The organism is Streptomyces sp. STR69, from assembly GCF_024519455.1.
Taxonomy (GTDB): Bacteria; Actinomycetota; Actinomycetes; order Streptomycetales; family Streptomycetaceae; genus Streptomyces.
In genome coordinates this window covers 399578-423247 of record NZ_JALJRY010000002.1, presented here as the reverse complement: position 1 = coordinate 423247, position 23670 = coordinate 399578, and the positions used below count along the sequence as shown (strand labels likewise).

Annotated in this window: 20 protein-coding genes; 7 read left to right on the top strand and 13 right to left on the bottom strand. The window is 71.8% G+C overall.

Annotated elements, in window-relative coordinates:
- Positions 1–28 precede the first annotated feature (28 nt).
- Together OC490_RS05595 and OC490_RS05590 are read right to left on the bottom strand one after the other, a co-directional pair.
- Positions 29–1648 carry an ABC-F family ATP-binding cassette domain-containing protein gene (locus OC490_RS05595; RefSeq protein WP_262056653.1) on the bottom strand — a complete coding sequence of 540 codons (1620 nt, stop codon included), beginning with the start codon at positions 1646–1648 and terminating at the stop codon, positions 29–31.
- A 42-nt stretch (positions 1649–1690) separates the two neighbouring features.
- On the bottom strand, positions 1691–2374 hold the full coding sequence (locus OC490_RS05590) for a histidine phosphatase family protein (protein ID WP_262056652.1): 684 nt from the start codon (positions 2372–2374) through the stop codon (positions 1691–1693).
- A 78-nt stretch (positions 2375–2452) separates the two neighbouring features.
- On the opposite strand from OC490_RS05590, the gene OC490_RS05585 reads away from it, so the two are divergent.
- The 3 genes from OC490_RS05585 (at position 2453) to OC490_RS05575 (ending at position 5296) form a co-directional block, all read left to right on the top strand.
- Positions 2453–3970: a bifunctional phosphatase PAP2/diacylglycerol kinase family protein gene (locus OC490_RS05585; protein WP_262056651.1), complete on the top strand. Its 1518-nt coding sequence runs from the start codon at positions 2453–2455 to the stop codon at positions 3968–3970.
- A 78-nt stretch (positions 3971–4048) separates the two neighbouring features.
- Positions 4049–4870 (top strand): class I SAM-dependent methyltransferase, encoded by an 822-nt coding sequence (locus OC490_RS05580; RefSeq protein ID WP_262056650.1) that lies wholly within the window; start codon positions 4049–4051, stop codon positions 4868–4870.
- Positions 4871–4948: 78 nt separating this feature from the next.
- Positions 4949–5296 (top strand): VOC family protein, encoded by a 348-nt coding sequence (locus OC490_RS05575; protein WP_262056649.1) that lies wholly within the window; start codon positions 4949–4951, stop codon positions 5294–5296.
- Between the two features lie 37 nt (positions 5297–5333).
- On the opposite strand, the gene OC490_RS05570 is transcribed toward OC490_RS05575, so the two are convergent.
- Complete coding sequence (locus tag OC490_RS05570; protein ID WP_262056648.1) at positions 5334–7295, bottom strand: DUF5107 domain-containing protein; 1962 nt, start codon at positions 7293–7295, stop codon at positions 5334–5336.
- Positions 7296–7440: 145 nt separating this feature from the next.
- Here OC490_RS05570 and OC490_RS05565 point away from each other — a divergent pair, with 145 nt between their 5' ends.
- Positions 7441–7788, top strand: coding sequence for a DUF6204 family protein (locus OC490_RS05565; RefSeq protein ID WP_262056647.1), 348 nt, complete (start codon positions 7441–7443; stop codon positions 7786–7788).
- Here the strand turns inward: OC490_RS05565 and OC490_RS05560 are convergent.
- The 7 genes from OC490_RS05560 to OC490_RS05530 all read right to left on the bottom strand — a co-directional run bounded on the left by OC490_RS05560 (position 7760) and on the right by OC490_RS05530 (position 15523).
- Positions 7760–8311, bottom strand: a complete 552-nt coding sequence (locus OC490_RS05560; RefSeq protein WP_262056646.1) for a GNAT family N-acetyltransferase — start codon at positions 8309–8311, stop codon at positions 7760–7762. The two genes, OC490_RS05565 and OC490_RS05560, sit on opposite strands and share 29 nt — an antisense overlap.
- 13 nt (positions 8312–8324) lie before the next feature.
- Positions 8325–8573 (bottom strand): LapA family protein, encoded by a 249-nt coding sequence (locus OC490_RS05555; protein ID WP_262056645.1) that lies wholly within the window; start codon positions 8571–8573, stop codon positions 8325–8327.
- 59 nt (positions 8574–8632) lie between these two features.
- Positions 8633–10414, bottom strand: a complete 1782-nt coding sequence (locus OC490_RS05550) for a CocE/NonD family hydrolase (protein WP_262056644.1) — start codon at positions 10412–10414, stop codon at positions 8633–8635.
- Between the two features lie 75 nt (positions 10415–10489).
- On the bottom strand, positions 10490–11422 hold the full coding sequence (locus tag OC490_RS05545) for an LD-carboxypeptidase (RefSeq protein WP_262056643.1): 933 nt from the start codon (positions 11420–11422) through the stop codon (positions 10490–10492).
- Positions 11419–13371 (bottom strand): prolyl oligopeptidase family serine peptidase, encoded by a 1953-nt coding sequence (locus tag OC490_RS05540; protein WP_262056791.1) that lies wholly within the window; start codon positions 13369–13371, stop codon positions 11419–11421. The genes OC490_RS05545 and OC490_RS05540 overlap by 4 nt, the downstream gene beginning before the upstream one ends.
- Positions 13372–13386: 15 nt before the next feature.
- A complete protein-coding gene (locus OC490_RS05535) occupies positions 13387–14697 on the bottom strand; it encodes a M20/M25/M40 family metallo-hydrolase (protein WP_262056642.1) in 1311 nt (436 codons plus the stop codon).
- The gene (locus OC490_RS05530) at positions 14690–15523 is read right to left on the bottom strand and encodes a M55 family metallopeptidase (protein WP_262056641.1); all 834 of its coding nucleotides are present in this window, start codon (positions 15521–15523) and stop codon (positions 14690–14692) included. Before OC490_RS05530 ends, OC490_RS05535 begins: the two co-directional genes overlap by 8 nt.
- A gap of 200 nt (positions 15524–15723) precedes the next feature.
- On the opposite strand from OC490_RS05530, the gene OC490_RS05525 reads away from it, so the two are divergent.
- Complete coding sequence (locus OC490_RS05525; protein WP_262056640.1) at positions 15724–16125, top strand: hypothetical protein; 402 nt, start codon at positions 15724–15726, stop codon at positions 16123–16125.
- 54 nt (positions 16126–16179) lie between these two features.
- Here OC490_RS05525 and OC490_RS05520 read toward each other — a convergent pair whose 3' ends face one another.
- The 3 genes from OC490_RS05520 to OC490_RS05510 form a co-directional block, all read right to left on the bottom strand.
- A complete protein-coding gene (locus OC490_RS05520; protein WP_262056639.1) occupies positions 16180–18957 on the bottom strand; it encodes an ATP-binding protein in 2778 nt (925 codons plus the stop codon).
- A gap of 251 nt (positions 18958–19208) precedes the next feature.
- On the bottom strand, positions 19209–20006 hold the full coding sequence (locus tag OC490_RS05515; protein WP_262056638.1) for an SDR family NAD(P)-dependent oxidoreductase: 798 nt from the start codon (positions 20004–20006) through the stop codon (positions 19209–19211).
- 3 nt (positions 20007–20009) lie between these two features.
- Positions 20010–21545, bottom strand: a complete 1536-nt coding sequence (locus OC490_RS05510) for an acyl-CoA synthetase (protein WP_262056637.1) — start codon at positions 21543–21545, stop codon at positions 20010–20012.
- Positions 21546–21758: 213 nt separating this feature from the next.
- Here OC490_RS05510 and OC490_RS05505 point away from each other — a divergent pair, with 213 nt between their 5' ends.
- Both OC490_RS05505 and OC490_RS05500 read left to right on the top strand, forming a co-directional pair.
- Positions 21759–22538: an enoyl-CoA hydratase/isomerase family protein gene (locus OC490_RS05505; RefSeq protein WP_262056636.1), complete on the top strand. Its 780-nt coding sequence runs from the start codon at positions 21759–21761 to the stop codon at positions 22536–22538.
- Positions 22539–22610: 72 nt separating this feature from the next.
- On the top strand, positions 22611–23669 hold the full coding sequence (locus tag OC490_RS05500) for a 2,3-butanediol dehydrogenase (RefSeq protein ID WP_262056635.1): 1059 nt from the start codon (positions 22611–22613) through the stop codon (positions 23667–23669).
- Position 23670: the final 1 nt, after the last annotated feature.

The following is a 23670-nucleotide window of genomic DNA, read 5'->3' as shown; positions in this document are numbered from 1 at the left end:
CGGCCCCGCAGCCTCCGCACGGAGGGAGCTATCGCGCGCGCTCCACCCGCCGCTCGTCCCACACGGGCTCGGTGCTCTCGCGGACCCTGCCGTCGCTGCCGAAGACCAGGTAGCGGTCGAAGGAGCGGGCGAACCAGCGGTCGTGGGTGACGGAGAGCACGGTCCCGTCGAAGGCCTCAAGGCCCTCCTGGAGGGCTTCGGCGGACTCCAGGTCGAGGTTGTCGGTGGGCTCGTCGAGGAGGAGCGCGGTGACTCCCTGGAGTTCCAGGAGCAGGATCTGGAAGCGGGCCTGCTGGCCGCCGGAGAGGCGGTCGAAGCTCTGCTCGGCCTGGCCGGTCAGCTCGTAGCGGCGCAGCCGGGACATGGCGGGTCCCTGGGCCTGCGCGTGCTCCTTCCACAGGATGTCGAGGAGGGTGCGGCCCTGGAGTTCGGGGTGGGCGTGGGTCTGCGCGAAGTGGCCTGCCACGACGCGTGCGCCGAGCTTCCACTCCCCGGTGTGCTTCACGTCGTCGCCGGCGAGGAGGCGGAGGAAGTGCGACTTGCCCGAGCCGTTCGAGCCGAGGACGGCGACGCGTTCGCCGTAGAAGACCTCCAGGTCGAAGGGTTTCATCAGCCCCGTCAGTTCAAGTCCCTTGCAGGTGACGGCCCTTACTCCGGTCCGGCCGCCCTTGATGCGCATGGTGATGTCCTGGTCGCGGGGCGGCTCGGGGGGCGGGCCCGCCTCCTCGAACTTGCGCAGGCGGGTCTGGGCGGCGGCGTAGCGGGACGCCAACTCGTGGGAGATGGACGCGGCCTGACGGAGGTTCAGGACGAGCTTCTTCAGCTGGGCGTGCTTCTCGTCCCAGCGGCGGCGCAACTCCTCGAAGCGGGCGAAGCGTTCGCGCCGGGCCTCGTGGTAGGTGGCGAAGCCGGCGCCGTGCACCCAGGCGTCGGCGCCGGTCGGCGAGGGTTCCACGGAGACGATCTTCTCGGCGGCGCGGGCGAGGAGTTCGCGGTCGTGGGAGACGAACAGGACCGTCTTGCGGGTCTCCTTGAGGCGCTCCTCCAGCCACCGCTTGCCGGGCACGTCGAGGTAGTTGTCGGGCTCGTCGAGCAGCAGCACCTCGTCGCTCCCGCGCAGCAGCGCCTCCAGGACGAGCCGCTTCTGCTCACCGCCGGAGAGAGTGCTGACCTGCCGGAACTGCGCCTTGTCGTACGGCACTCCGAGCGCGGCCATGGTGCACATGTCCCACAGGGTCTCGAACTCGTAGCCGTGCACCTCGGCCCAGTCGGACAGGGCCTGTGCGTAGGCGAGTTGGGCCGCCTCGTCGTCGACGGTCATGATGCCGTGCTCGGCCTTGTCGACCTCCGCCGCGACCGCGCGGATGCGGGGCGGGGCGACCGACACCAGCAGGTCCCGTACGGTGCTCTCGTCGCGTACGGAGCCCACGAACTGGCGCATCACGCCCAGGCCGCCACTCACGGTGACCGTGCCGCCGTGCGGTTTCAGCTCTCCGGAGATCAGCCGGAGCAGGGTCGTCTTGCCGGCGCCGTTGGGCCCGACCAGGGCGACCACGGCGCCTTCGCCGACCCGGAAGGACACATCGCCGAGCAGCGGCCTCCCGTCGGGGAGGTAGTACTCGAGGTGTGCGGCTTCCAGATGTCCCATGACCACGCATTCTGTGGGGCGGCCTCGCGGCCGGGCAAACCTTTATTGTGCCCTGTCGGGCCGCTGGTCCGCGTCGAGCGGCTGCCCGGCCGGGCCGCCCTCGGTGTCCGGTCCGGCCGCCTCCACCAGCGCGCCCGCCCAGGACAGGGCCTTCCAGCCGTCGGCCGGGGAGCCGTCCAGGATGACGATGCCGGTGTTGTCGAGGGGGCGGGCGGCGGCGAAGTCCACGTCGACGTTGTCGGCGCGGGCGGCCGTCCACATCCGGATCGCGGCGCCGTGGCTGATCATGGCGACGGTTCGGGCGCCGCTGTCGGCGGCCTCGGCGATGACGCCGTCGTAGCGGGCGAGGGCCTCCACGCCGTTCTCACCGCCCGGCATCCGCAGCCGGGTGTCACCGGCCGCCCACGCGAACACGATCCGCATGTACTCGTGGCCGGGCTCGCGGTCGCCGGGGAGCATCTCCAGGTCACCGGCGGTCAGCTCGCGGATGCCGTCCCGGACGCGGACGTCGAGGCCGCGGGCGGCGGCCAGCGGGGCCGCGGTGTGCTGGGTGCGGATCAGGGTGGAGGCGTAGAGGGCCTCGATGTCCTCGCCGGCCACGGCGGCGGGGAGGGCCGCGGCCTGGCGGCGGCCGAGGTCGGTCAGCTCCGCGCCCGGGACGGCCGTATCGAGGAGGAAGTCCACGTTGGCCGTGGTCTGGCCGTGGCGGATGAGGAGCAGGCGCATGCGGGGGTTCCTCCGATGAAACGGTCCGCCGAGGGTCCGCCGGGCAACAAACGGCCATTTCAGGGTACCCGGCACCGCATGAGCCCCGACGTCGACCTCACGGTCCCCCTTCCCGGCCGCCACGCCCTGCGCGAGTGGCTGCTCTCCCTGGACTCCCGTCTCTTCGAGGCGGCGGCCGAACGGAACTGGCCCGCCGGTGAGCCGGTGCTGCCCCGGCTGAGCCGGAGTGCCAATCACGGTGTGCTGTGGTTCGCGACGGCCGCCGCAGTGGCCGCGAGCCGTACTCCGCGCGCCCGCCGGGCCGCCGCCCGGGGCATCGCCTCGCTGAGCGTCGCCTCCTTGGCCATCAACACCATCGGCAAGCGGTCCGTGCGCCGCCCCCGACCCGTTCTGGACCCGGTCCCGCCGGTACGGCAGCTGAAGCGGCAGCCGATCACCACCTCGTTCCCGTCCGGTCACGCGGCGTCGGCGGCGGCCTTCGCGACGGGCGTGGCCCTGGAGTCGCCGGCCTGGGGTGCCGTCGTGGCCCCGATCGCGGTCTTGGTCGCCCTGTCCCGCGTCTACACCGGCGTCCACTTCCCGAGCGACGTGCTGGCGGGCGCCGCCCTGGGCGCGTGCGCGGCGTTCGCGGTGCGCGGCATGGTGCCGACCCGCGGGCAGATCGTGCCACCGGCCCGCGAGCGCGCCGAGGTGCCGGCGCTGGAGGACGGTGCGGGTCTGGTCATGGTGGTCAACTCGGCGTCGGGCACCGCGGACAAGGCGGACGCGCTGACCGACGTACTGCCCGGCGCGGAGATCGTGGCCTGCCAACCGGCCGACATACGGGCCGAGTTGGAGAAGGCGGCGGCCCGCGCCCGGGTCCTCGGGGTGTGCGGCGGCGACGGCACGGTGAACGCGGCGGCCGAGGTCGCCCTCCGCCACGGCCTGCCCCTCGCGGTCCTCCCCGGCGGCACCCTCAACCACTTCGCCTACGACCTCGGTGTGGAGGGCCCCCGGGACCTGGGCCGGGCGGTCAAACAGGGCGACGCCGTCCGCGTGGACGTCGGCCGCTTCACGTCCGGCGCCACCCGGGGCATCTTCCTCAACACCCTGAGCCTGGGCGTGTATCCGGAGCTGGTGCGCGAGCGGGAACGCTGGGCGCCCCGGATCGGTGGCTGGCCGGCGGGCGTGCTGGCGGCGCTGTGGGTACTGCGCGCGGACCGGCATCCGCTGCAGGCCGAACTCGGCGGCCGTACCCGCCCGTTGTGGCTGCTGTTCGCCGGCAACGGCACCTACCACCGGAAGGGCATCGCCTCGGGCCGCCGGGTGGACCTGGCGGACGGACGGCTCGACATACGGGTCGTGCACGGCGGTCGCAGGCCCGCGCTACGACTGCTCGCGGCGGCCCTCGCGGGCCCGTTCAGCCGCTCCCCGGCGCACGCGGCGACCCAGGTCCACCGCCTGCGTCTGAGCGGTCTCGCGCCCGGCACGCTGCTGGCCTACGACGGTGAAGTCATCGACGTGGGCGGCGAGTTGACGTTGGAGGAGTTGCCGGAGGGGCTGACGGTGTACCGGCCGATGATCGAGTCCCTGATCACCCGTCAGTCCACATCGTAAAACGCAGGTCTCATCATTCGACATGCGCGCGTACCGTTCCGTCTACGAGGAAGAAGACGCGAAGGGGTAGGTAGAGCCATGCCGAAACCGCAGGAGACCGCCGTCTACACGCACGGGCACCACGAGTCCGTACTGCGTTCACACACCCAGCGAACTGCCGTCAACTCGGCCTCCTACCTGCTCGGTTCGCTGAAGCCGCACATGAAGATCCTGGACATCGGCTGCGGTCCGGGCACCATCACCGCGGATCTGGCGGCCCTGGTCCCGGACGGCACCGTCACCGGTGTCGACCGCGAGCCGGGGATCCTGGACCAGGCCCGGGCCACGGCCGCCGAGCGCGGGCTGACGAACGTCGACTTCGCGGTCGCCGATGTCCACGCACTGGACTACCCGGACGACACGTTCTGCGTGGTCCACGCCCATCAGGTGCTGCAGCACGTGGGTGATCCGGTGCAGGCCCTGCGGGAGATGGTGCGGGTGACCAAACCGGGCGGGTTCATCGCCGCCCGTGACGGGGACTACGCGGTGATGACGTGGTACCCGGAGGTGCCGGGGCTGGACGACTGGCTGGAGCTGTACCGGCGGGTGGCCCGCGCCAACGGCGGCGAGCCGGACGCCGGACGCCGTCTCAAGTCGTGGGCACTGCGGGCGGGGCTGAGCGACATCACGGCGACGTCGAGCACCTGGACGTTCCACACTCCGGACGAGCGGGCCTGGTGGAGCGGCCTGTGGGCGGACCGCACGGTCGCGTCCTCGTATGCGGCGGTCGCGACCGAGGGCGGCCACGCGACCACCGAACAGTTGTGCGCCATAGCGGACGCCTGGCGGGAGTGGGGGAAGCAGGACGACGGCTGGTTCGCCGTGCTGCACGGCGAGATCCTGTGCCGCAAGGCCGTCTGAGTACACCCGCGACGCTGCCGGGCCGGGATCGTCCGAAAGGATCACCACGGCCCGGCCGTCCCAACTAGGCTCGTCCGTATGGACATTCTGGGAGCCACGCTGCGTATCTGCGTCGACGACCTGGAGACCGCCGTCCCCTTCTACGAACGCCTCACGGGCGCCCCGGCGCTCCGTTTCGAGCGCGGCGGGGTGTCGGTGGCCGCGGTCGGTTTCTTCCTGCTGATGAGCGGGCCCGAGGCGGAGTTGGAGGTGTTGCGCAAGGTCGCGGCGACGATCGCCGTCAAGGACGTCGACGAGGCGCACACACTCCTCACCGAACTCGGCGCCCGGATCGTCGCGGGCCCGCTGGCGACACCGGCGGGCCGCAATCTCATCGCGGTCCATCCGGACGGGACGGTCTACGAGTATGTGGACCGGCGGGGCTGACAGCCGACCGCCGGTCCACGTCTCACCTCACCTCGCCTCAGGACGTTTCCGGCCCCATCCGGAAGTCGTAGCGCGTGGGCAGTGGTTCGTCGGTGAGACGGGTCCAGAGCCGGCCGATCGACTCGGCGCCCTCGCGCAGGTCGGCGACCTCGAAGCCGTCGGCGAAGACCGCCCACGCGTCGTCACGCCGCCCTTCCGCGAGCAGCAACTCGGCCTGGAGCAGCAGGAATCGGCCGCGTTCGCGGGTGGCGGGGTGCAGCATCTCCCAGACGGCGCGGGCGTCCGCCACCCGCCGCACCCGCAGCAGTGCCTCGACGGCCTCGCGGCCGAGCGCGGCCGTGGCGGCGGTCCAGCTCTCGCCGGCGTCGCGCCGCTCGTGGCACAGGTCGGCGAAGGCCTCGTTGTACCGGTCGGCGGCCCGCTCGTGGTTCCCCGACTCCTCGTCCGCCACGGCGAGACAGCGCAGCAACGGCCAGAGGGACGGGGCGAGTTCGAGGGCCCGCTCCCAGCTGCGCACCGCCTGCGCCCGGTCGCCGGCGTGCCATTGGGCGACGCCGAGGTGGTACTCGGTGAGCGGGGTGGCGGGCGCCGTCTCCAGCATGTCCCGCCAGTGCGGGGCGACGAGGGTCTCGCCGGGCGGCCGGACCCGGCGCGGCTCGGGCAGCACACCACTGCGCAGCAGCGCCGCCCAGGGCGCCTGGGCCTCACCGAGCGTGGCATCGTCGAAGGGGGTGCCGGGCAACTTCCAGTCGGTGCGCAGGACTTCGAGGGCGCCCCAGCCGGAGCCGGTGGCGAGGATCTCGCCGGGTTCGGTGTCGGCGTACGGCTTCCAGGCGGCGTAGGCGGCGTCCAAGTCGGCGCGGGGCAGCGCGGTTTCGAGCCGGGCCTCGGCACCGTCCACCACGGCGGGCCACTCCCCCTCGGCCTCGGCGTCGAGCGGACCGTAGGCCTCCAGCCAGGACACCTCGCTCTCCGGGTCGAGCCGTATGTGCTCCAACTGGGTGCGGGCCAGGCCTGCTTGGATCTCGCAGTAGCCGCCGGCCCCCGGTTCGGTGAGCCACTCCTGCCAGCGGCGGCCACCGCTGCCGGTGCCCCACACGAAGAGTTTGCGGCCTCGCAGCACATCGGTGGACGTCTGCACCAGTCCGTGCCCGTCCGCGTCGAGCGCGGCGATCCAGCGCCGCCGCGTGTCCGGGATCCCGTAGAAGTAGTCGGCGGCGTAAGGGCTGTTGAGGGGGTAAGTCCAGTCCACTCCGTCGTACGACGGCACGGGCACCCGGCGCAGTCGCCGCTCGTACCCGAAGTGCCAGGCCTCCGACGCCGGTGCGAGGACCCGGCGTTGCTCCGGTACCGCGATGTTGGACCACCAGTAGGTGGGCGTGGGCCGCTCGTGCGGGTTGCGGATGCGGACGCCGACGTGGAGGAAGTCGGAGCCGTCCGGGAGCCACAGGTCGACCTGGAACGGGAGGTCGCGCAGGCGTTCCCACTCCCACAGGCGGAGCATCTCGCCGCCGTCGGGGGCGGGGACGCGGGCGGCGTGCAGAGGTGCGCAGGAGAGGGTGGTGTGGCCGGTGGCGCCGATGTTCCATTCGATGCCGCCGGAGAACCAGGCGCCGTTGAGGGCGAAGTTGGCGGGCTGCAACACCGGGTTGCGGTACAGGAGTTCACGGTCGGTGGGCTTGTGGACGAGGGAGGCGATCCGGCCGCCGAGGGCCGGGAGCACGGTGGCGCGCAGCCGGTCGTTCTCGATCACCAGGGCGTCGATCCGGCGGGGTGCGCGGTCTCTGTCGTAGCCGTCGCGGACGCGGGTGGGAAGCAGGCTGCAGAGGGGTTCGTAGCCGACCTGGCGGGCCATGTCCCGGGGCAGGGCCTCCCGGTCCCGGGCGTCGACAAGGTGTGCCTCGTCGAGCGGACGCAGTGGGGGCAGCGGGTTGTCCGGACCCAACTCCGCGGTGGGCAGGGTCAGTACCTCACGTCGGATCGTCGTCACGATCACCATGGAACCCGGCAACCGGTGCGGTGGCCAGGGGCGCCACCGGCAGGATTCCGCAAAGACGGGGGCGCCGGGATATTCCGCGTGCGGTGCGTCCACGTCGACGTAGAGTCGGGCGATCGACGGCACGGACCGAGGAGTGGAACGGCGGATGGGCGAGCAGCACACGTACCGGGTGATCGTCCGGGGCACCTGGGACGCGCTGACGGACGAGGCGCGGCAGCGGCTGCTGGGCGAGGCCTCGGAGCACGGGATGCTGAGCATGCGGTTCGGCGAGGAGGGCTCGCTCAGTTACGAACCGTCGCCGCTCAAGCACTTCTCGTGGCGGTATGTGGTGGTGTCGGACGCGGCGGACGGCGAGGAGATGGCGGCGGCGATCGCGGAGGACCGCGCCGAGACCGCTCTGCGGGGCCTCGGCTACGGCTTCCGGGATCTGAAGTCGACGGTCACGGACCTGGACACGATGAAGGTCAACCGGAAGTCCGCATCTCGGCGGTGATCGCCCAGCGCTCGTGGTCGCGCCAGGCGCCGTCGATGTAGATCATGTTCGGTGAGAAGCCTTCGAGCCGGAACCCACAGCTGCGGGCGAGACCGATCGACCCGGCGTTGCCGGGCTGCGCGTTGATCTCCAGCCGGTGCAGCCGCATCGGCCCGAAGGCGTGGTCCACCACGAGGTTCATCCCCTCGCGCATCAGCCCGCGCCCCACCGCGTGCGCGAAGGCGCCGTATCCCAGCGCACCGCACTGGAAGCCGCCCTGCACGATGTTGTTGATGTTGATGAACCCGGCGATTCCCCCGCCGTCGAGCTCGCACACGAGGAACCCGGCCTTGGTCGGATCCTGGATCAGCCGTCCCGCGTAGGCGGTGTACGCGTCCCCGCTCGCCGGCGGGAACAGCCACGGCTGGTGCAGATCCTTGCTCTCCCGGGCCCGAGCGGTGAACTCGGCGGCGTCCTCGTGGGTGAAGTGACGTATCCCCACGCGGGGGCCCCGGGCCAGAAAACGGGAAGCTGAATGCGGCATCCCGTCACCCTAGTCAAGGTCGGCGACGGCGGCGCATGAAATAGGCCCCGCACAGGGCGCCGATGATCGCCGTGGCCAGCAGTGCCATCCACAGCGGCATGGTGACCTCGGGGATCAGCAGGCGGATTCTGGTGTCGCGGGTGTTCTCGAAGATGAAGACAAGGGCCAGGACGGCGAGCAGCAGAACAATGATCCGGGCGGGCGTCAGCAGGCGTTCCCGCTGGCCGGTCCGCCCACCGCTCTCGGTGGTCTTCGGGCTCATGTCTCCAGGGTGAGCCCGAATCGGCCATCACGCACGGTGAAGGGGTGCCCCCGGGTGGCTCAGCCGCCGACGACCGGCAGCTCCAGCACCCCGGTGTCCTTCGGCGAGCTGACCACGGTGACCGGCTTGATCCCCCGGTTCCCGGTGTACGCGTCGTCGCTCGCCGCGATCACGAACCGCAGTCGGTGCCCCTTCGCGAACCGGTGCACGATCCCCGGCAGGGTGACCGTGAAGCTCTTCGTGACGTCCGGGATCCGGACCGGGGCGACCAGCCGGTGGACCAGGGTCGTGGTGCCGTCGGGGGCGAGGTCGTAGAGCTTGGCGAAGAGGACGAGGTTGTCGGCGGCGTCGCCGGAGTTCTGCACGCGCCGCGCGGCCGGGGAGACGACCTCGAGTGTCGCTCTCGGTGCGCCCACGACGTCCGTGGCGCGGGTCAGGGGTGCGCCGGTCCAGCCGAGGCAGGTGCCACGGGTGTCGTAGGGTGCCGGGTCCGGCAGGCCGGTCATGCCGCTGAGCGAGTTCTCCGAATGGCTCGTGGGGGCGGGTCGGTTGACATAGGTACGGCTGCCGCGCGCCGCCTTCGCCCGGTCGTCCACCAGCTTGCCGTCCCCGGAGAGATACAACTTCTCGTCCGGCGCGGGGAGTTGGTCCGCCGTGGCGTAGGTGCCGGCCGGGTCCGTGATCCAGTCGCGGTAGTAGGCGAAGGCCGGTCCGGTGTCCACGTCCTTCCGCCCGCGCAGATAGCGGTCGAACCAGGCCGCGATCCGCCGCCCGACATAGCTCGACTCCAAGTCGCCCTGGTTCAGGTTGAGTTCACCGGCGGTCGACCCACCGCTGTGCCCCCACGACTGCCAGATCATCTTCGTCGTGGTCCCCCGCGCTTTCAGCGTCCTGTACGTCGCTGTCGCCTCGTCGAGGTTGAACAGGCTGTCGGCCTGCCCCTGGACGAGGAGTGTCGGCGCCTCGACCCGGTTCAGATACGACACCGGCGAGACGCTGTGGGCGTACCCGAGCACGTCCGCCGTCGCCTTCGCCGGATGGCTCCCGGAGTTCAGCGCGCGGATCAGGGCGCAGGCCTTGCTGACGAAGTGCACGCAGGCGAGGGAGTTGATCCGGGTCGGATCCAGGCCCGGTACGGTCAGGGGCTGGGTCTCGCCCATGAGGTAGAAGGCGTTGGTCCACTGCCACTTGAAGACTCCGGGGGGCACGCTCCCGCCACCGGCCGCGTTGTTGGGGTCGAGGGAGTACGCCAGGTCGTGCCAGGTGACCATGGGGACGAGCGCGTCCACCCGGTGGTCCACGGCGGCCGTCGCCAACTGGACGGCGCCGCCGTACGATCCGCCGATCATCCCGACCCGGGGGTCCCCCTTCGCGTCGAGGGTCACGAAGTCCGCCCTGGTCCCGTCGTCCGCGGCGCGCGTGCCCGCCAGGAAGTCGACCAGTCCCGACGCCGCCTTTCCGTCGACGGCCGGGTCGTCGAGCGAGATGAGGCACCCCGACTTCCCGAACCCCAGCCCGGAGTAGACGAGTCCGACATAGCCGCGCCGCGCGAAGGTCCTGCCGATGGCGTCCGTGGACCCGTCGGACTTGCTGCCGCCGAAGCCGTTGGTCGCCAGTACGGCGGGCGCGGGGTGGGCGCGGTCCACGCCCGCGGGCCGGTACAGGTCGGCGTCGACCGCGCAGTCCCGGCCGGCCGCGCGGACGGTGAACCGCACTGCGGTGACGGTGTACTGGTCCGTCGCGGCGGCACGGTCGGCGCGGGCGAGCGGTGCGGTGAGGGTGAGCAGGGGCGTGAGCGCGAGGGCCAGCGCGGCGCGGATTGCGGGGACACGACAGAACAAAGGGGACCTCCACGGTGAGGACAACCCGACAGGGAGCAAAGGGTGTTGCGCGACAGCGCTTCAACCAGCGCGCGGCTACCGCAGCGCGGGCTCGTCCAGCGTCAACGTGCCCGCGTCCGCGTCCAGTTCGGCCGCCACTCCGAGCGGTATCGTGAGCGCCCCTTCGCAGTGCCCGAACCCGAACTCCTCGACGACGGGCACCCCGAGCCCGCCCAGCCGGTCGGCGAGCACCGGGCGCAGTCTCTCGTAGGGGCCGCAGCCGGACCACGAGCCGAGCGCGATCCCCGTGACGCCGTCCAGCCAGCCGCTGCGCAGGAGTTGGGTGAGCATCCGGTCGATGCGGTACGCCTGTTCGCCGACGTCCTCGATCATCAGCAGCCCGCCGCGCGCGCTCGCCGGTGCGTGCGGGGTGCCGAGGTCGGCGGCGAGCAGGGCCAGGCAGCCGCCGAGGGTGACGCCCCGGGCCCGCCCGGGCACCAGCGCACCGCCACCGCCCGGGACGGCCCGGATGCTCTGCACGGACTCCGGGTGGAACAGGGTCGCCCTCAACTGGCCCTGGGTACTGGCGTTCTTGACGAAGTCGGCGCCGGCCGCGGCGGGCCCGTACAGGGTGACCAGGCCCAGCCGGGTGGCGAACGCCTGGTGCAGCACGGTGGGGTCGCTGAAGCCGACGAACACCTTCGGTCCTGCGGCGCGCATCGCCTCCCAGTCGAGGAGGTCGACGATGCGCTGCACGCCGTAGCCGCCCCGGGCGCACAGGACGGCGGCCACGGACGGATCGCACCAGGCGTTCTGCAGATCGGCCGCGCGGTCCGTGTCCGTACCGGCCAGATAGCCCAACTCGCCGTGCCGGTCGCGGACATGGGGTGCCACGACCGGATCGAGGTCCCAGCCGCGCAGGATGTCCAGGCCCGCCTCGAGCCGTTCCTCGGAGACCGGCCCGCTGGGCGCGACGACGGCCACGCGGGCGCCGGGGGCGAGTCGGAACGGCCTGACGAGTGCGGTCACTTGGTGAGCTCCAGGGTGGGGATGCCGGGCGGTTCGATGCCGAAGACCTGTGCGTACAGGGAGAGTTCGGCCTCCAGGGCGCGGATCATGGTGTCGGCGCGGCGGAATCCGTGGCCCTCGCCCTCGAACGCGAGGTAGGCGTGCGGCACTTGGCGGCCCCGCATCCGTTCCAGGAGGCGTTCGCACTGGACGGGCGGGCAGATCACGTCGGCCAGGCCCTGCATCAGCAGGAAGGGCGCGGTGATGCGGTCGGCGTGCTCGACGGGTGAGCGCTCGGTGTACCGGGCGGGCACGTCGGCGAGGGGGCCGACCAGGGTCTCCAGGTACCGGGACTCGAAGTCGTGGGTCTCCCCCGAGGCCCAGTTGGCGAGGTCGAGGACGGGATAGATGATGGTGCCGCAGGCGTAGACGTCGGTCGTCACCAGGGACGCGGCGCTGGTCCAGCCGCCCGCGCTGCCGCCCCGGACGGCGAGCCGGGCCCGGTCGGCGGTGCCCTCGTCGGCGAGGGCGAGGGCGACCGCGGCGCAGTCCTCGACGTCGACGACGCCCCATTGTTCGCGCAGCCGGTTGCGGTACTCCCGGCCGTGCCCGGTGGAGCCTCCGTAGTTGACCTCGGCGACGCCGATGCCCCGCGAGGTGAAGTAGGCGATCTCCAGGTCGAGGACGAGCGGCGCGCGGCTGGTGGGTCCGCCGTGCGCCCAGATGACGTACGGCGGCAGTTCGTTGCCCGGCGCGGACCGACTCGGGCTGTGCGGCGGGTAGATGTGGGCGTGGATCTCGCGTCCGGCGGGGCCGGTGAAGGTGCGGATCTGCGGTTCGGGATAGTGGGCGGGGTCCACCGGGTCGTCGTGGGCGGCGCCGATGACCCGCGCTCTGCCCGTGCGCGTGTCGAGTTCGACGACCTCGAGGGCGCTGCGCGGGCTCGCGCCGACGCCGACGATCCGGTCGCCGTGCACCGCGAGGGTGGATGTGAACTCGGTCCAGGGACCGGCCGCGTCGACGACCTCGCCGGTCTCCGGGTCCAATACGCCGAGCAGGGCGGCGCCCCGGCCGTGCACGACGGCGATCAGGCCGCTCTCCAGCGGCGCGAACCAGCGCTGGCCGAGCTTCCACAGCGGCCCGCCGAACTCCTCCTCGCGCGGGCACACCGGCTCGTGGTCGCGGTAGAGGTTCCACCAGCCGGTGCGGTCGCTCGCGTACAGCAGCGAGCCGTCGAACCCCCAGTCGACCTGTGCGATCGACTCCTCGGGCCCGCCGGCCACGACCCGCTGCTCGCCGAACGTGCCGTCGTCCGCCAACTCGGCGAGCAGCAGCTCCGTGCCGTCCCACGGCATCCGGGGATGGTCCCAGGCGAGCCAGGCGGCCTTCCGCCCGTCGGGCGAGACGCACGGCCCGGACACGAACCGGTGCCGGTCGTCGGTGAGTTCGCGTACGGCGCCCCGGTCCTCGGCGGCGGAACCGTCCAGCGGTACGGCGGCCAGGACGCGCCGTACGTCACCGGGTCCGTCGCCGGTGAACTCCTCCAGCACGCACCACACTTCACCGGTCTCCGGGCGCAACTGCGGCTCCGCCCAACGGAGTCCACCGCCCACCCGCGACACGGGAGTGAGGGGGCGCGGCTCGCTCCCGGGGTCGTAGCGGTACAGCCGCTGATCGGCGAAGTTCACGAAGACGACGAACGGCAGGCCGTCCCGGACGGCTCCGGCCCAGGGCCGTCCGCCGTACTCGATGACCCTGCTGCGGATGTTCCAGGGCGCGGGGAGCACCGACTCCTCGGAGCCGTCCGCGCGTCGGCGCACCAGGGTGCGGCGGCCGGCCTCGACGGGCCGTGGTTCGGTCCACCAGACCTCGTCGCCGACGAACCCGACCCACTCGGGATGTCCGTCGTGGGCGGCGGCGAGCGCCGCGTCGATGGGCGAGGGCCACGAGCCGTACGCCAACGTCCGCATGTTCTCCCCCACTTGCTAAGCCGTCCTCAGGAAGCGGTCCAGGACGCGGACACCGAAGTGCAGTGCCTCGACGGGGACCCGTTCGTCGACTCCGTGGAACAGTGCCTGGTAGTCGAAGCCCTCGGGGAGCTTCAGCGGTGCGAAGCCGTAGCCGGTGATGCCGAGGCGTGAGAACTGTTTGGCGTCGGTGCCGCCGGACATGCAGTACGGCACCACATGCCCCTCGGGCGCGAACTCCTCGACGGCGGCCCGCATTCGGGCGTACGTCGGTGAGTCGACCGGGGCCTGGAGGGCGACCTCGCGGTGGTGGAACTCCCAGTCGACGTCGGGTCCGGTGAGCCGGTCCAGGGTGGTGCGGAACTCGTCCTCGCCGCCCGGCAGATAGCGTCCGTCGACATGGGCCACGGCCTCGCCCGGGATCACGTTGACCTTGTAACCGGCGTTCAGCATGGTCGGGTTGGCGCTGTTGCGGACGACGGGCTCGACGAGTTTCGCCGCCGGACCGAGCTTGGCGAGGAGCCCGTCCACGTCGCCGAGGTCGGGGTCGACGCCGTACAGGGCGGCGAGTTCGGTGAGGGCCGCGCGGACGGTCGGGGTGAGCCGCAGCGGCCATTCGTGTTCGCCGATGCGGGTGATCGCGGCGGCCAGGCGGGTCACCGCGTTCTCGTGGTTGACCTTGGAGCCGTGGCCGGCCCGGCCGTGCGCGGTCAACTTCAGCCAGGCGGTGCCGCGTTCGCCGGCGGCGATGGGGTAGATCTCCCGGCCGCCGCCGTCGTGGAAGGTGAACGCCCCCGATTCGCCGATGCCTTCGGTGCAGCCCTCGAAGAGCCCGGGGTGCTGGTCGGCGAGGAATCCGGAGCCGTCCTCGGCGCTGGCCTCCTCGTCGGCGGTGAACGCGATGACGAGATCGCGGCGCGGCCGTACGCCCTGTCTGGCCCAGGCGCGGACGACGGCGAGGATCATCGCGTCCATGTTCTTCATGTCGACGGCGCCGCGCCCCCACACGACGCCGTCGCGGATCTCGCCGGAGAAGGGGTGCACGGTCCAGTCCTCGGCCTGCGCCGGTACGACGTCGAGGTGACCGTGGACGAGCAGCGCGTCCGCCGAGGGGTCGGTGCCCTCGATGCGGGCGACGACGTTGGTGCGGCCCTCGGTGCGTTCCAGGAGGGTGGGTTCGAGGCCGGCGCCGGCCAGTCGCTCGGCGGCGTACTCGGCGGCCGGGCGCTCCCGGCAGTCGCCGCCGCCCCGGTTGGTCGTGTCGATGCGGATGAGGTCCGAGGTGAAGGTGACGACCTCGTCCAGTGCCCGCGCGTCGATGTCAGCCATACTGCTCCTCCACCGCGGCCGAGACGATCGTGGTGACCGCCTTGAAGGTTCGGATCCCCTCGTACATGGTGTCGCTGGTGTAGGCGACCTTCCGCTCCCCGACCCGGCCGACACCCGGTACGACGGTCGCTGCCATCGCGAGATGTTCGGCGTCGAATTCGAGGGCGACGGTGAACGGCCCTCCCCGCACCGGTTCCTGACGGACCGCCAGCGTCGCCGCCTCCTTCGCCGCCGCACGGATGTCGGCGGCCGTCCTGGCCGGTGTCCGGCACACGGCCGCGTACCGCGACACATGGTCCTTGACGGCGACCTTCAGCGCCCCGGGCGCGTACCCGAGGGCGTCCTCGCAGGCCACGTCGTCACCCGTGACCAGGATCACCGGTACCCCGTACTCGGCGACGACATGCGCGTTGAGCAGTCCCTCGCTCGCGCGGACGTCGTTCAGCCACACCCCGGTGATCGAGTTCGCGAGGTAGGTGTGGGCGAGGACGCCCTCCATGCCGGCGCCCGCGTGATAGCCGACGAACGCGATGCCGTCGACGTCGCCGTGCTGCACGCCCTCCACCATGGACAGCGACTTGTGGCGTCCGGTGAGCATCTCGGTGCGCTCGTCGAGTCGCTCCAGCAGCAGGTTGCGCATCGTCCAGTGCGCCTCGTTGACGAGCACCTCGTCGGCGCCGCCGTCGTAGAAGCCGAGGACGGCGGCGTTCACGTCCGAGGTGAACAGCGAACGGCACCGCTCCCACTGGGGTGTCCCCGGCAACACGTCGGCGGGCCAGGTGACGCCGGTGGCACCCTCCATGTCGGCGCTGATCAGGATCTTCATGCTGCGTCACGTTACGCGTCGACGATGCGGCCCACCAGGAAGCGCCGCACCCCCTGGTGTCCCCACGCCAGGGTTATCCCCGACCTCGCCTCTGGGGCGTGGACCCGGGCGCCGTTCCTAGAGTCCGCGTGCAGGTGACGGTCGAAGCCGCTCCATCCACGAGCCGCTCGCCGTCTTCGGGGAACGCAAGGGAGACGACCATGGGACCGAACGATGTCGAGCTGGTGCGGGTGTTCACCCGACGGCCGAAGAGCACCATCGCGGACGTGACGTTCGAGGCTTCCGGGGAGATCGAGATCGTGCTGGAGGCGGAGTGCGGATCCACGCTCCTGGGGCTCGGCGGCAAGTACCAGGCGGAGATCATCGTGCGTGACATCACCGCGAACAACAACATTCCCTTCAAGGCGGCGGGCCCCACGAAGGGCTCCTTCATGGACGCCAACTGGCCTCAGGAGGACCAGAAATTCCAGTACCACGTGGAGCCGGCCGCGCTGAAGGGGCGCGCCGGGCACCTGTGTCAGGTGTACGCCTACCTCCTCGTCGGCCTGCGGAACTTCGACGCCGACTTCGAGACCAGCGACCTGTTCCTGATCGAGCCGTAGACACGGGGGCATCGTCCTGGGCCGGCCCGGGGAGTACCCCGGGCCGGCGGGCCCTCAGGGTGAGGGTGCCAGGGCGGCGACGAGGCCCACGCGTGAGGTGAGGCCGAGCTTCGCGTAGATGTGGCCGAGGTGGTACTCGATGGTCTTGATGCTGAGGGCCAGCTCACGGGCGATCTGCCGGTTGCTCAGGCCCTGAGCGGCGAGACTGCCCACGGTGAGTTCCTGCGGGGTGAGCACCGAGTGCGAGGCGGTGCGGGGGCGGGCCGAGGTGCGTCCGCAGGCGGCGAGTTCCGTCCGGCACTGCTCCAGGAAGGGCACCGCGTCCAGCCGGGTGAACGCGGCCCAGGCCACGTCGAGTTCGACGGCGGCGGCACCGCGTTTGGAGCCGCGGCGCAGGAACGCGCCGTAGGCGAGGTGCAGCAGTGCCCGCTCCCAGCAGGTGGTGTCCTGTCCGCAGTGGCGCAGTCCGGCCCGGAAGGCCCGCTCGGCGGCGTCGGTGTCGCCGCGGGCCCCTTCGACCATGCCGCGGCAGCGGGCGGCGGCGGCCATGTCGGGCCAGCGGCCACGGGCCTCGGCCAGACTCTCGTACGGCACGAGCACCGCCTCCGCCTCGCGCGGGCGGCCCGTGCGGAGCAGGCCCTCGACCAGGAGATGGCGCCAGGGGAAGACCCCGGGTTCGTCGATGGCGTCGCGGTAGGCCAGTTCCGGGCCGAGCAGCGGACTCAGCGCCTCGACCACGCCCGCGTGGTCGCTCTCGGCGGCCCGCAGCAGGGCCAGTGCGCTCATCGCGTACGCCAGGTCGTTGGCGTCGGCGAGCCGGTTCGCGTAGTCGATGGCGCACCGGACGTGCTCGCGTGCGGCGGGGAAGTCGCCGCGGCCCGCGAGCGGGTACGCGGCGACCGCGTGGGCCAGGGCCAGCATCGACATGTGGTCGGTGTCCTCGGCCAGGGACACGGCCTGGGTGCTGTGGGCGATGGCCTCGTCCCAGCGTCCGGCGCGGTACTCGGCGTCGGCGAGATAGCCCAGGGAGGGCGCGACCACCGACGGCAGACCGCCCTTGCGGTGCGCGGCGCAGGACTCGCTCAGGTCGCGGCAGGCGGCGTCGTACTCCCCGTTCCACATGCGCAGCGCACCGCGCGCGAACAGTCCGTCGAGTTCCTTGGCGCCCGAGTAGGGGCCGTGTTCGGGCAGGTCCGCGACGGCTTTGAGCCCTTCGTCGAACCGCCCGGTCAGCGCCAGCGCGAGAGTGAGTTCGTCGCGCAGGAGCGAGGCCCGGTCGCCGGGTCCGGTGTCGAGTCCCCGGCGGGCCCAGCTGACCGCGCCGTGCGCGTCGCTCTGGATGAGGCACAGCCATGCCATCTGTTCGGCGACGCACCGGACGGTCCCCGGCTCGGTGTCGGCGCTCCGGCTGCGCCAGGCGGCGGTCAGTTCCCGGCGGGCTTCGTCCTGGCGGCCGGACTCCAGGGCGAGGCGTCCGAGCACGTACTGCTGCTGCGCGGTCCGCGGCAACCCCCGTACGGTGTCGGTGAGTTCGACAGCCTGGCCGACGTCTCCCGCGAGCAGCAGGTACTCCACCGCCTGGACGGTGCGTTCCTCGGCGCGGGTGCGGTCGGCGGTCAGCCGGGCACCCGACATGAGGTAGGCGGCAGCCGCCGACCAGGCGCCCTCGTCGGCCTGCCGGGCGGCGTACGCGGCCAGTTCGTCCGCGAGGCCGGCGTCGGGCTGGACGGCGGCGCGGGCCCGGTGGCGGAGCACCTCGGCGGGTTCGTCCGCGAGCCGGGCCGCCGCCTCGTGCAGATGCGAGCGTCGGCGCGGCCCCAACCCCTGGTAGACGGCGGCCCGTTGCAGCGGGTGGGCGAAGGTCGCCCGGGGCAGGTCGACGGCGGGTTCCTCGGCCAGCAGTCCCGCGGCCACCGCCTCCTCCAGGGCGTCCAGCGGGGTGGTCACCTCCCCGACCCGCGCGGCCTTGTGGAGCGGGCTGGACATACCGAGCACGCTGGCCGCGGCCACGAGTCGCTGGGCGGGGACGGTGCATGCGGCGAGTCCGTCGTTGACGAGGCGTGCGTAGCTGCGCGGGGCCGGCAGTGCGGCGTCGCTCGCGGCGAGGACGTCACGGGGGACCTGGTCGAGCAGGGCGCGGGTGTGCAGCGGATTGCCGTGGGTGTGCGCCTGCAGCCGGGTGGCGGCCCGCCGCGACAGTGGGGCGGCGCCCAACTCGCGGCCGAGTTCGGCCAGTTCGTCGACGCTGAGTCCGTCAAGGGTCAGCCTGAGGGTGCCGTCCTCGGCCAGGACCCGGCGCAGTCCCGCGGGCAGTCGCGGGTCTACGGTGTCGCGGGCCGCCAGCAAGGTCAGCACCCGGTCCACGCGCAGCCTCCGCAGGACGAAGGTGAGTGCGTGCAGCGAGGGTGTGTCGGCCCAGTTCATGTCGTCGATCACCAGGACGACCGGGGACCGGTCCTGGGCCCGGCCGAGGGCGTCGATCAGCGCGGAGCCGACGCCGATCGGATCCGGCAGTGCGGAGCCGGCCCGCCCGCAGCCGTTCAAGTCCCGCAGGGGAGCGTCCGGTTCGTCGGCGAGGCCCGCCACCAGCTGGGCCAGCACGCCGTACGGCAGATCCGCCTCGCCCTCCGAACCGCTGGCCCGCAGCACCCGGTGGGCCGCACCCAGATCCGTCAGGAACCGGCGCACCAGCGAGGTCTTGCCGATCCCCGCGGGTCCGTCGACAACCACGACCTGGGGTTCGCTGTGCCCGGCGCGACGCAGCCGGGCGGCCATCCTCGCGAGTTCGTCCTCACGGCCCAGAAACACCGTTTCCGGCATCCGTCCCGGCATGCGGATCCCTCCCCCTTGAGCACCGCGTCAACGGAAGAGTTCAGGCCACGAAGTCGCACTACCGCCAACGATTCGGACCGCGTCCCCCAACTGCACGATGCCGGGGCGGCCGTGCTTCTTCAAGCCACTTCACGGACAGAACGGCGCACGGGCGAGCGCCTCCTTCCCCACCTGAAGCCCCAGCCACCGCAGGCGAACCGGCCATCTACTGTGCGGCCCACCCGCCCGCTACCGCTCGGTCGATCCGCCCCCTACCGCGCGGTCCACCCGCCGTCCACCGTGAGCGTCGTCCCGGTGACGAAGCGCGAGGCGTCCGAGGCGAGGAAGACGGCGGCGCCGCCGAGCTCCTCCACCTCGCCGACGCGGCCCAACGGCGTGCTGTCGACGATGCGTTGGCCCCAGCGGCTGGCCAGCAGGCCGGAGCTGAGGTCGGTGTGGAAGTAGCCGGGCGCGAGGGCGTTGACCCGCACCCCGCGGTCGGCCCACTCGACGGCGAGGGCCTTGGTCAGCGCCTCGACCCCGCCTTTGCTGGCCGCGTAGGCGGCGATCCGCTCGAAGCCGGTTCGGGCGTGCACCGAGGAGACGTTGACGATCGAGCCCGAACGCTGCTCCAGCATCACCTTGCCGGCCTCGCGGCAGCAGTAGAAGGTGCCCTGGAGATTGACGTCGAGGACCTGCTGCCAGTCCTCGTCGGTGACCCGCTCGCTGCGGGTGAAGTGGGGACTCGTACCTGCGCAGTTGACGACCGCGTCGAGACGGCCGGTGCCGTCGGTGATGCGCTCGACGATGGTCCGTACGACGGCGGAGTCGGCGACCGAGCCGGGCAGCGCCAGCACCTTGCCGCCGTGCGCGGCGAGTTCGGCCTCCAGACTCTCGAGGTCCGCCGCGGTACGGGCCGTTGCCGCCACGGTGGCACCCGCCTGGGACAGGGCGACAGTGATCGCCCGGCCCAGGCCCTTCCCCGCGCCCGTCACCCACACCGTCCGCCCGTCGAGGCGGAGTTGGGCGTTCACGTCGTTCACGCCATTCACGTCGTTCGCTTCCGTCATGGCTCAGCCCTCCGTCGGGATGTCGCGCAGGGTCCGCTTGAGGACCTTGCCGGACGGGGTACGGGGCAACTCGTCGACGATGTCGAAGCGGGCCGGCACCTTGAACTTCGCGAGCCGGGCCCGGCAGAACTCCCGCAGCTCCTCCGCGCCGGCGCCCTCGCCCGGCCTGAACACCACGAAGGCGCGCGGCACTTCACCCCACCGGGGATGGTCGAGCCCGACCACGGCGGCCTCCAGAACGGCCGGGTGCTCGTACAGCACGCGCTCCACCTCGGGCGTGGCGATGTTCTCGCCGCCCGAGACGATCATGTCCTTCTTCCGGTCGTCGATATAGAGGAAGCCGTCCTCGTCGACGTGCCCGATGTCACCGGTGTGGAACCAACCGTCCCGGAGCGCAGCCGCCGTGGCCTTCTCGTCCCGCCAGTACCCGGCGAAGACCTTCGGCCCGCGCAGCGTGATCTCGCCGAGCTCGCCGGCCGGAACCTCGACGCCCGTGTCGTCGACGATCCGCACGCGCGTCTGCGGCACGGGACGCCCGACCGAGCCCAGCTTCGACAGCGCATGCGCCCGGTCGAGGAAGGTGTCGCCGGAGACGGTCTCGGTCAGGCCGTAGGCGTCGGCGAACCAGGCGTTGGGGAACGCGGTCATGATGCGCCGCAGCACCGGCTCGGGAGTCTTCTCGCCGCCACCGAGGATGAAGCGCACCGAGCTGGTGTCGTACTCCTCCCGGCCCGGGACCTCAAGAACCGCGTTGACCATGGCGGGCGCCAGCCACACGTTGGTGACCCGGTGCTTCTCGATCGCGTCCAGCACGCCCTGCGGATCGAACTTCCGCTGGAGCACGACACTCCCGCCCGCGTGGAGGACCCCGAGGGCCGGCATGTCCAGACCGCCCACGTGGTAGAGCGGGCCGCACACCAGAGTGGTGTCCGCCGCCGTGAGACCGAAGTGGACGATGTGGGCGAGGTTCTTGGCCTCAAGGTTTCCGTAGGTGATGCGGACGCCCTTGGGCCGTGAGGTGGTGCCGGAGGTGTACATGAGCCGCTGAAGATCGTCGAGTTCGACGTCCACGGGCTCCACCCGCTCCCCCTTGTGCCGGGCCAGCAACTCCTCGTAGTCGGTCCACGGCTCCTCGGGCAGCTCGCCCCCGCCGATCAGCACCCGGTGCTCCAGATCGGTCAGACACCCGGCACTGCGCTCCACCGCCCGGACGAACTCCGGCTCGGTGACGATCACCTTGGCCTGGGCGTGCCCCAGGATGTACTGCCATTCCTCTTCGGAGAGGCGGTAGTTGAGCGGCAGGAAGACCGCGCCGAGCCGGTTGCTGGCGTACACCAGCTCCAGGAACTCCGGCTGGTTGTAGAGCAGCAGACCTACGACATCGCCGCGCCCGACGCCGAGCTCCGCCAGGCCGGCCGCCAACTGGTTGACCCGCTCGTGCAGTTGACGGACGGTCAGAGAACGCTCGTCCTGGACGACGGCGACGGCCTCGGGCCGCTGCGCCAGGTGGTAATCGAGGATGCTCGCGAAATTGTGCACGGCTCACTCTCGCTCTGTGGTGTTCGGCGCTGAACACGGCTCGACCACGGCTCATGGGGCAAACCGGATCCCGACCGGTCGGTTGCCCACTCACATAATTTAGTGTACCCCTTGGTCTATAAAACCTATGAGCCGCACTTTACGACGGCACGTGCGCATCGACAACCACCCGAGCGCACGTGCCGCCGCTTCAGCCGACGAGGAGGGTTCCACGTGCCACGCATCCGGCTGGACACCGACGGACCGGTCGTCACGCTCCGCCTCGACAACCCGCCGATGAACGCCTTCGACTCCCTGCAGAGAGAGGAGCTGTCCGCCCGCGTACGCGAGCTGGCCGACTCCCCCGCCGTACGGGCCGTGGTCGTCCACGGCGGCGAACGGCTCTTCGCCGCGGGCGCCGACATCAAGGCCCTGGCCGCGATGGACCCGGAGGAGATACGCGGCTGGAACCGCGCCCTCCAGCGCACCTTCGACGAGGTCGCCCGCCTGCCGATGCCGGTGATCGCGGCGGTCACCGGCTACGCCCTGGGCGGCGGCATGGAACTGGCCCTCGCCGCCGACTACCGGGTGGCCGCCGAGGACGCGGTCTTCGCACAGCCGGAGGTCCAGCTCGGGATCATGCCGGGCTCGGGCGGCACCCAACGCCTCGCCCGGCTGATCGGCCCGTCCCGCGCGAAGAACCTCCTGATGACCGGCCGCAGGGTGAAGGCGGAGGAGGCGCTGCGGCTGGGCCTGGTCGACGAGGTGGTCCCCACCGGCACCGCCCTGCAAGCCGCCCTTGCCTACGCCCGCCAACTCGCCGAGGGTCCACCGGCCGCCCTGGAGGCGATCAAAGAGGCAGTGGACCACGGCACGGACGCGAGCATGGCGGCGGGGCTGGCCCTTGAACGCGCCCTGTTCACGGGGGTGTTCGCGACCCAGGACGCCGCGACGGGCCTCAACTCATTCCTGAACACCGGTCCTGGCAAAGCAAGGTTCAGCAACCCCACCTAGGGGCGCGGGGAACTGCGCGACCAGCCCCCACCGGGCCCGCAGACAAGACTCAACACGAAAGGGGCGGAAAACATGGAGGCACTCGTCTGGCACGGTGCACAAGACCTACGTCTCGAAGAAGTACCCGAGCCACCCGACCCCGCCCCGCACGAAGCCGTCGTAGAAGTGTCGTGGTGCGGCGTATGCGGCACAGACCTGCACGAGTACCTAGAAGGCCCCCACATGATCCGAGAGGGCCCCCACCCCCTCACCGGCACCAAGCCACCCCTCGCCCTCGGTCACGAACTCAGCGGCACAGTAGTCGCGTTGGGCGCAGACCTGCCCGGCGTCAAGGTCGGCGACCGCGTCACCGCGGACCCCGTCTGGCGCTGCGGCACCTGCTTCTGGTGCACGCGCGGCGAGTACCACATCTGCCCCAAGAGCGGCTCGGTCGGCCTCGCCTCCCCCGGCGGCTTCGCGGAACGCGTCACCGTCCCCCTCGCCGGCCTGACCCGCCTCCCGGACAACGTCAGCGACGAACTGGCCGCCGTGGCAGAGCCGTTGGCGGTAGGCCTGCACGCCGTGACCCGCGCCGGGGTCAAGCCGGGCGACAACGTACTGGTCGTCGGCGGCGGCCCGATCGGCGTAGCCGTGGTGCTGGCGGCCCAAATCGCGGGCGCCGCAGGCCTGTTCGTGAGCGAACCCCTCGCCGGGCGGCGCGAGATGCTGCTCGGCATCGGCGTCACCGAGGCCTTCGACCCGCGCGAGACCGACGTACGGCGCGAGGTGTTCGTGCGGACCGGGCGGATCGGCCCGGACGTCGTCATCGACGCGACCGGCGTGCCCGCGCTCGCGGGCCAGGCCGTGTCGATCGTGCGGCGCGGCGGACGGGTTGTGCTGGCCGGGGTCGGGCACGGCAGCGTCGAGTTCGACATGGGCCAACTCGTGTTCTACGAGCGGTCGGTGGTCGGCACGCTCGGCTACAACTTCGACATCCCGCGCGTGATCGACCTGATGAGCACCGGACGTCTGGATGCCTCCGCCCTGATCACCGGCCGTTTTCCGCTCTCGGGAGGAGCCGGTGTCTTCGAGGACCTGGCCGCCGACCGGGCCAAGCACCTGAAGGTGCTGCTGACCCCGAAGGGACTGTGAC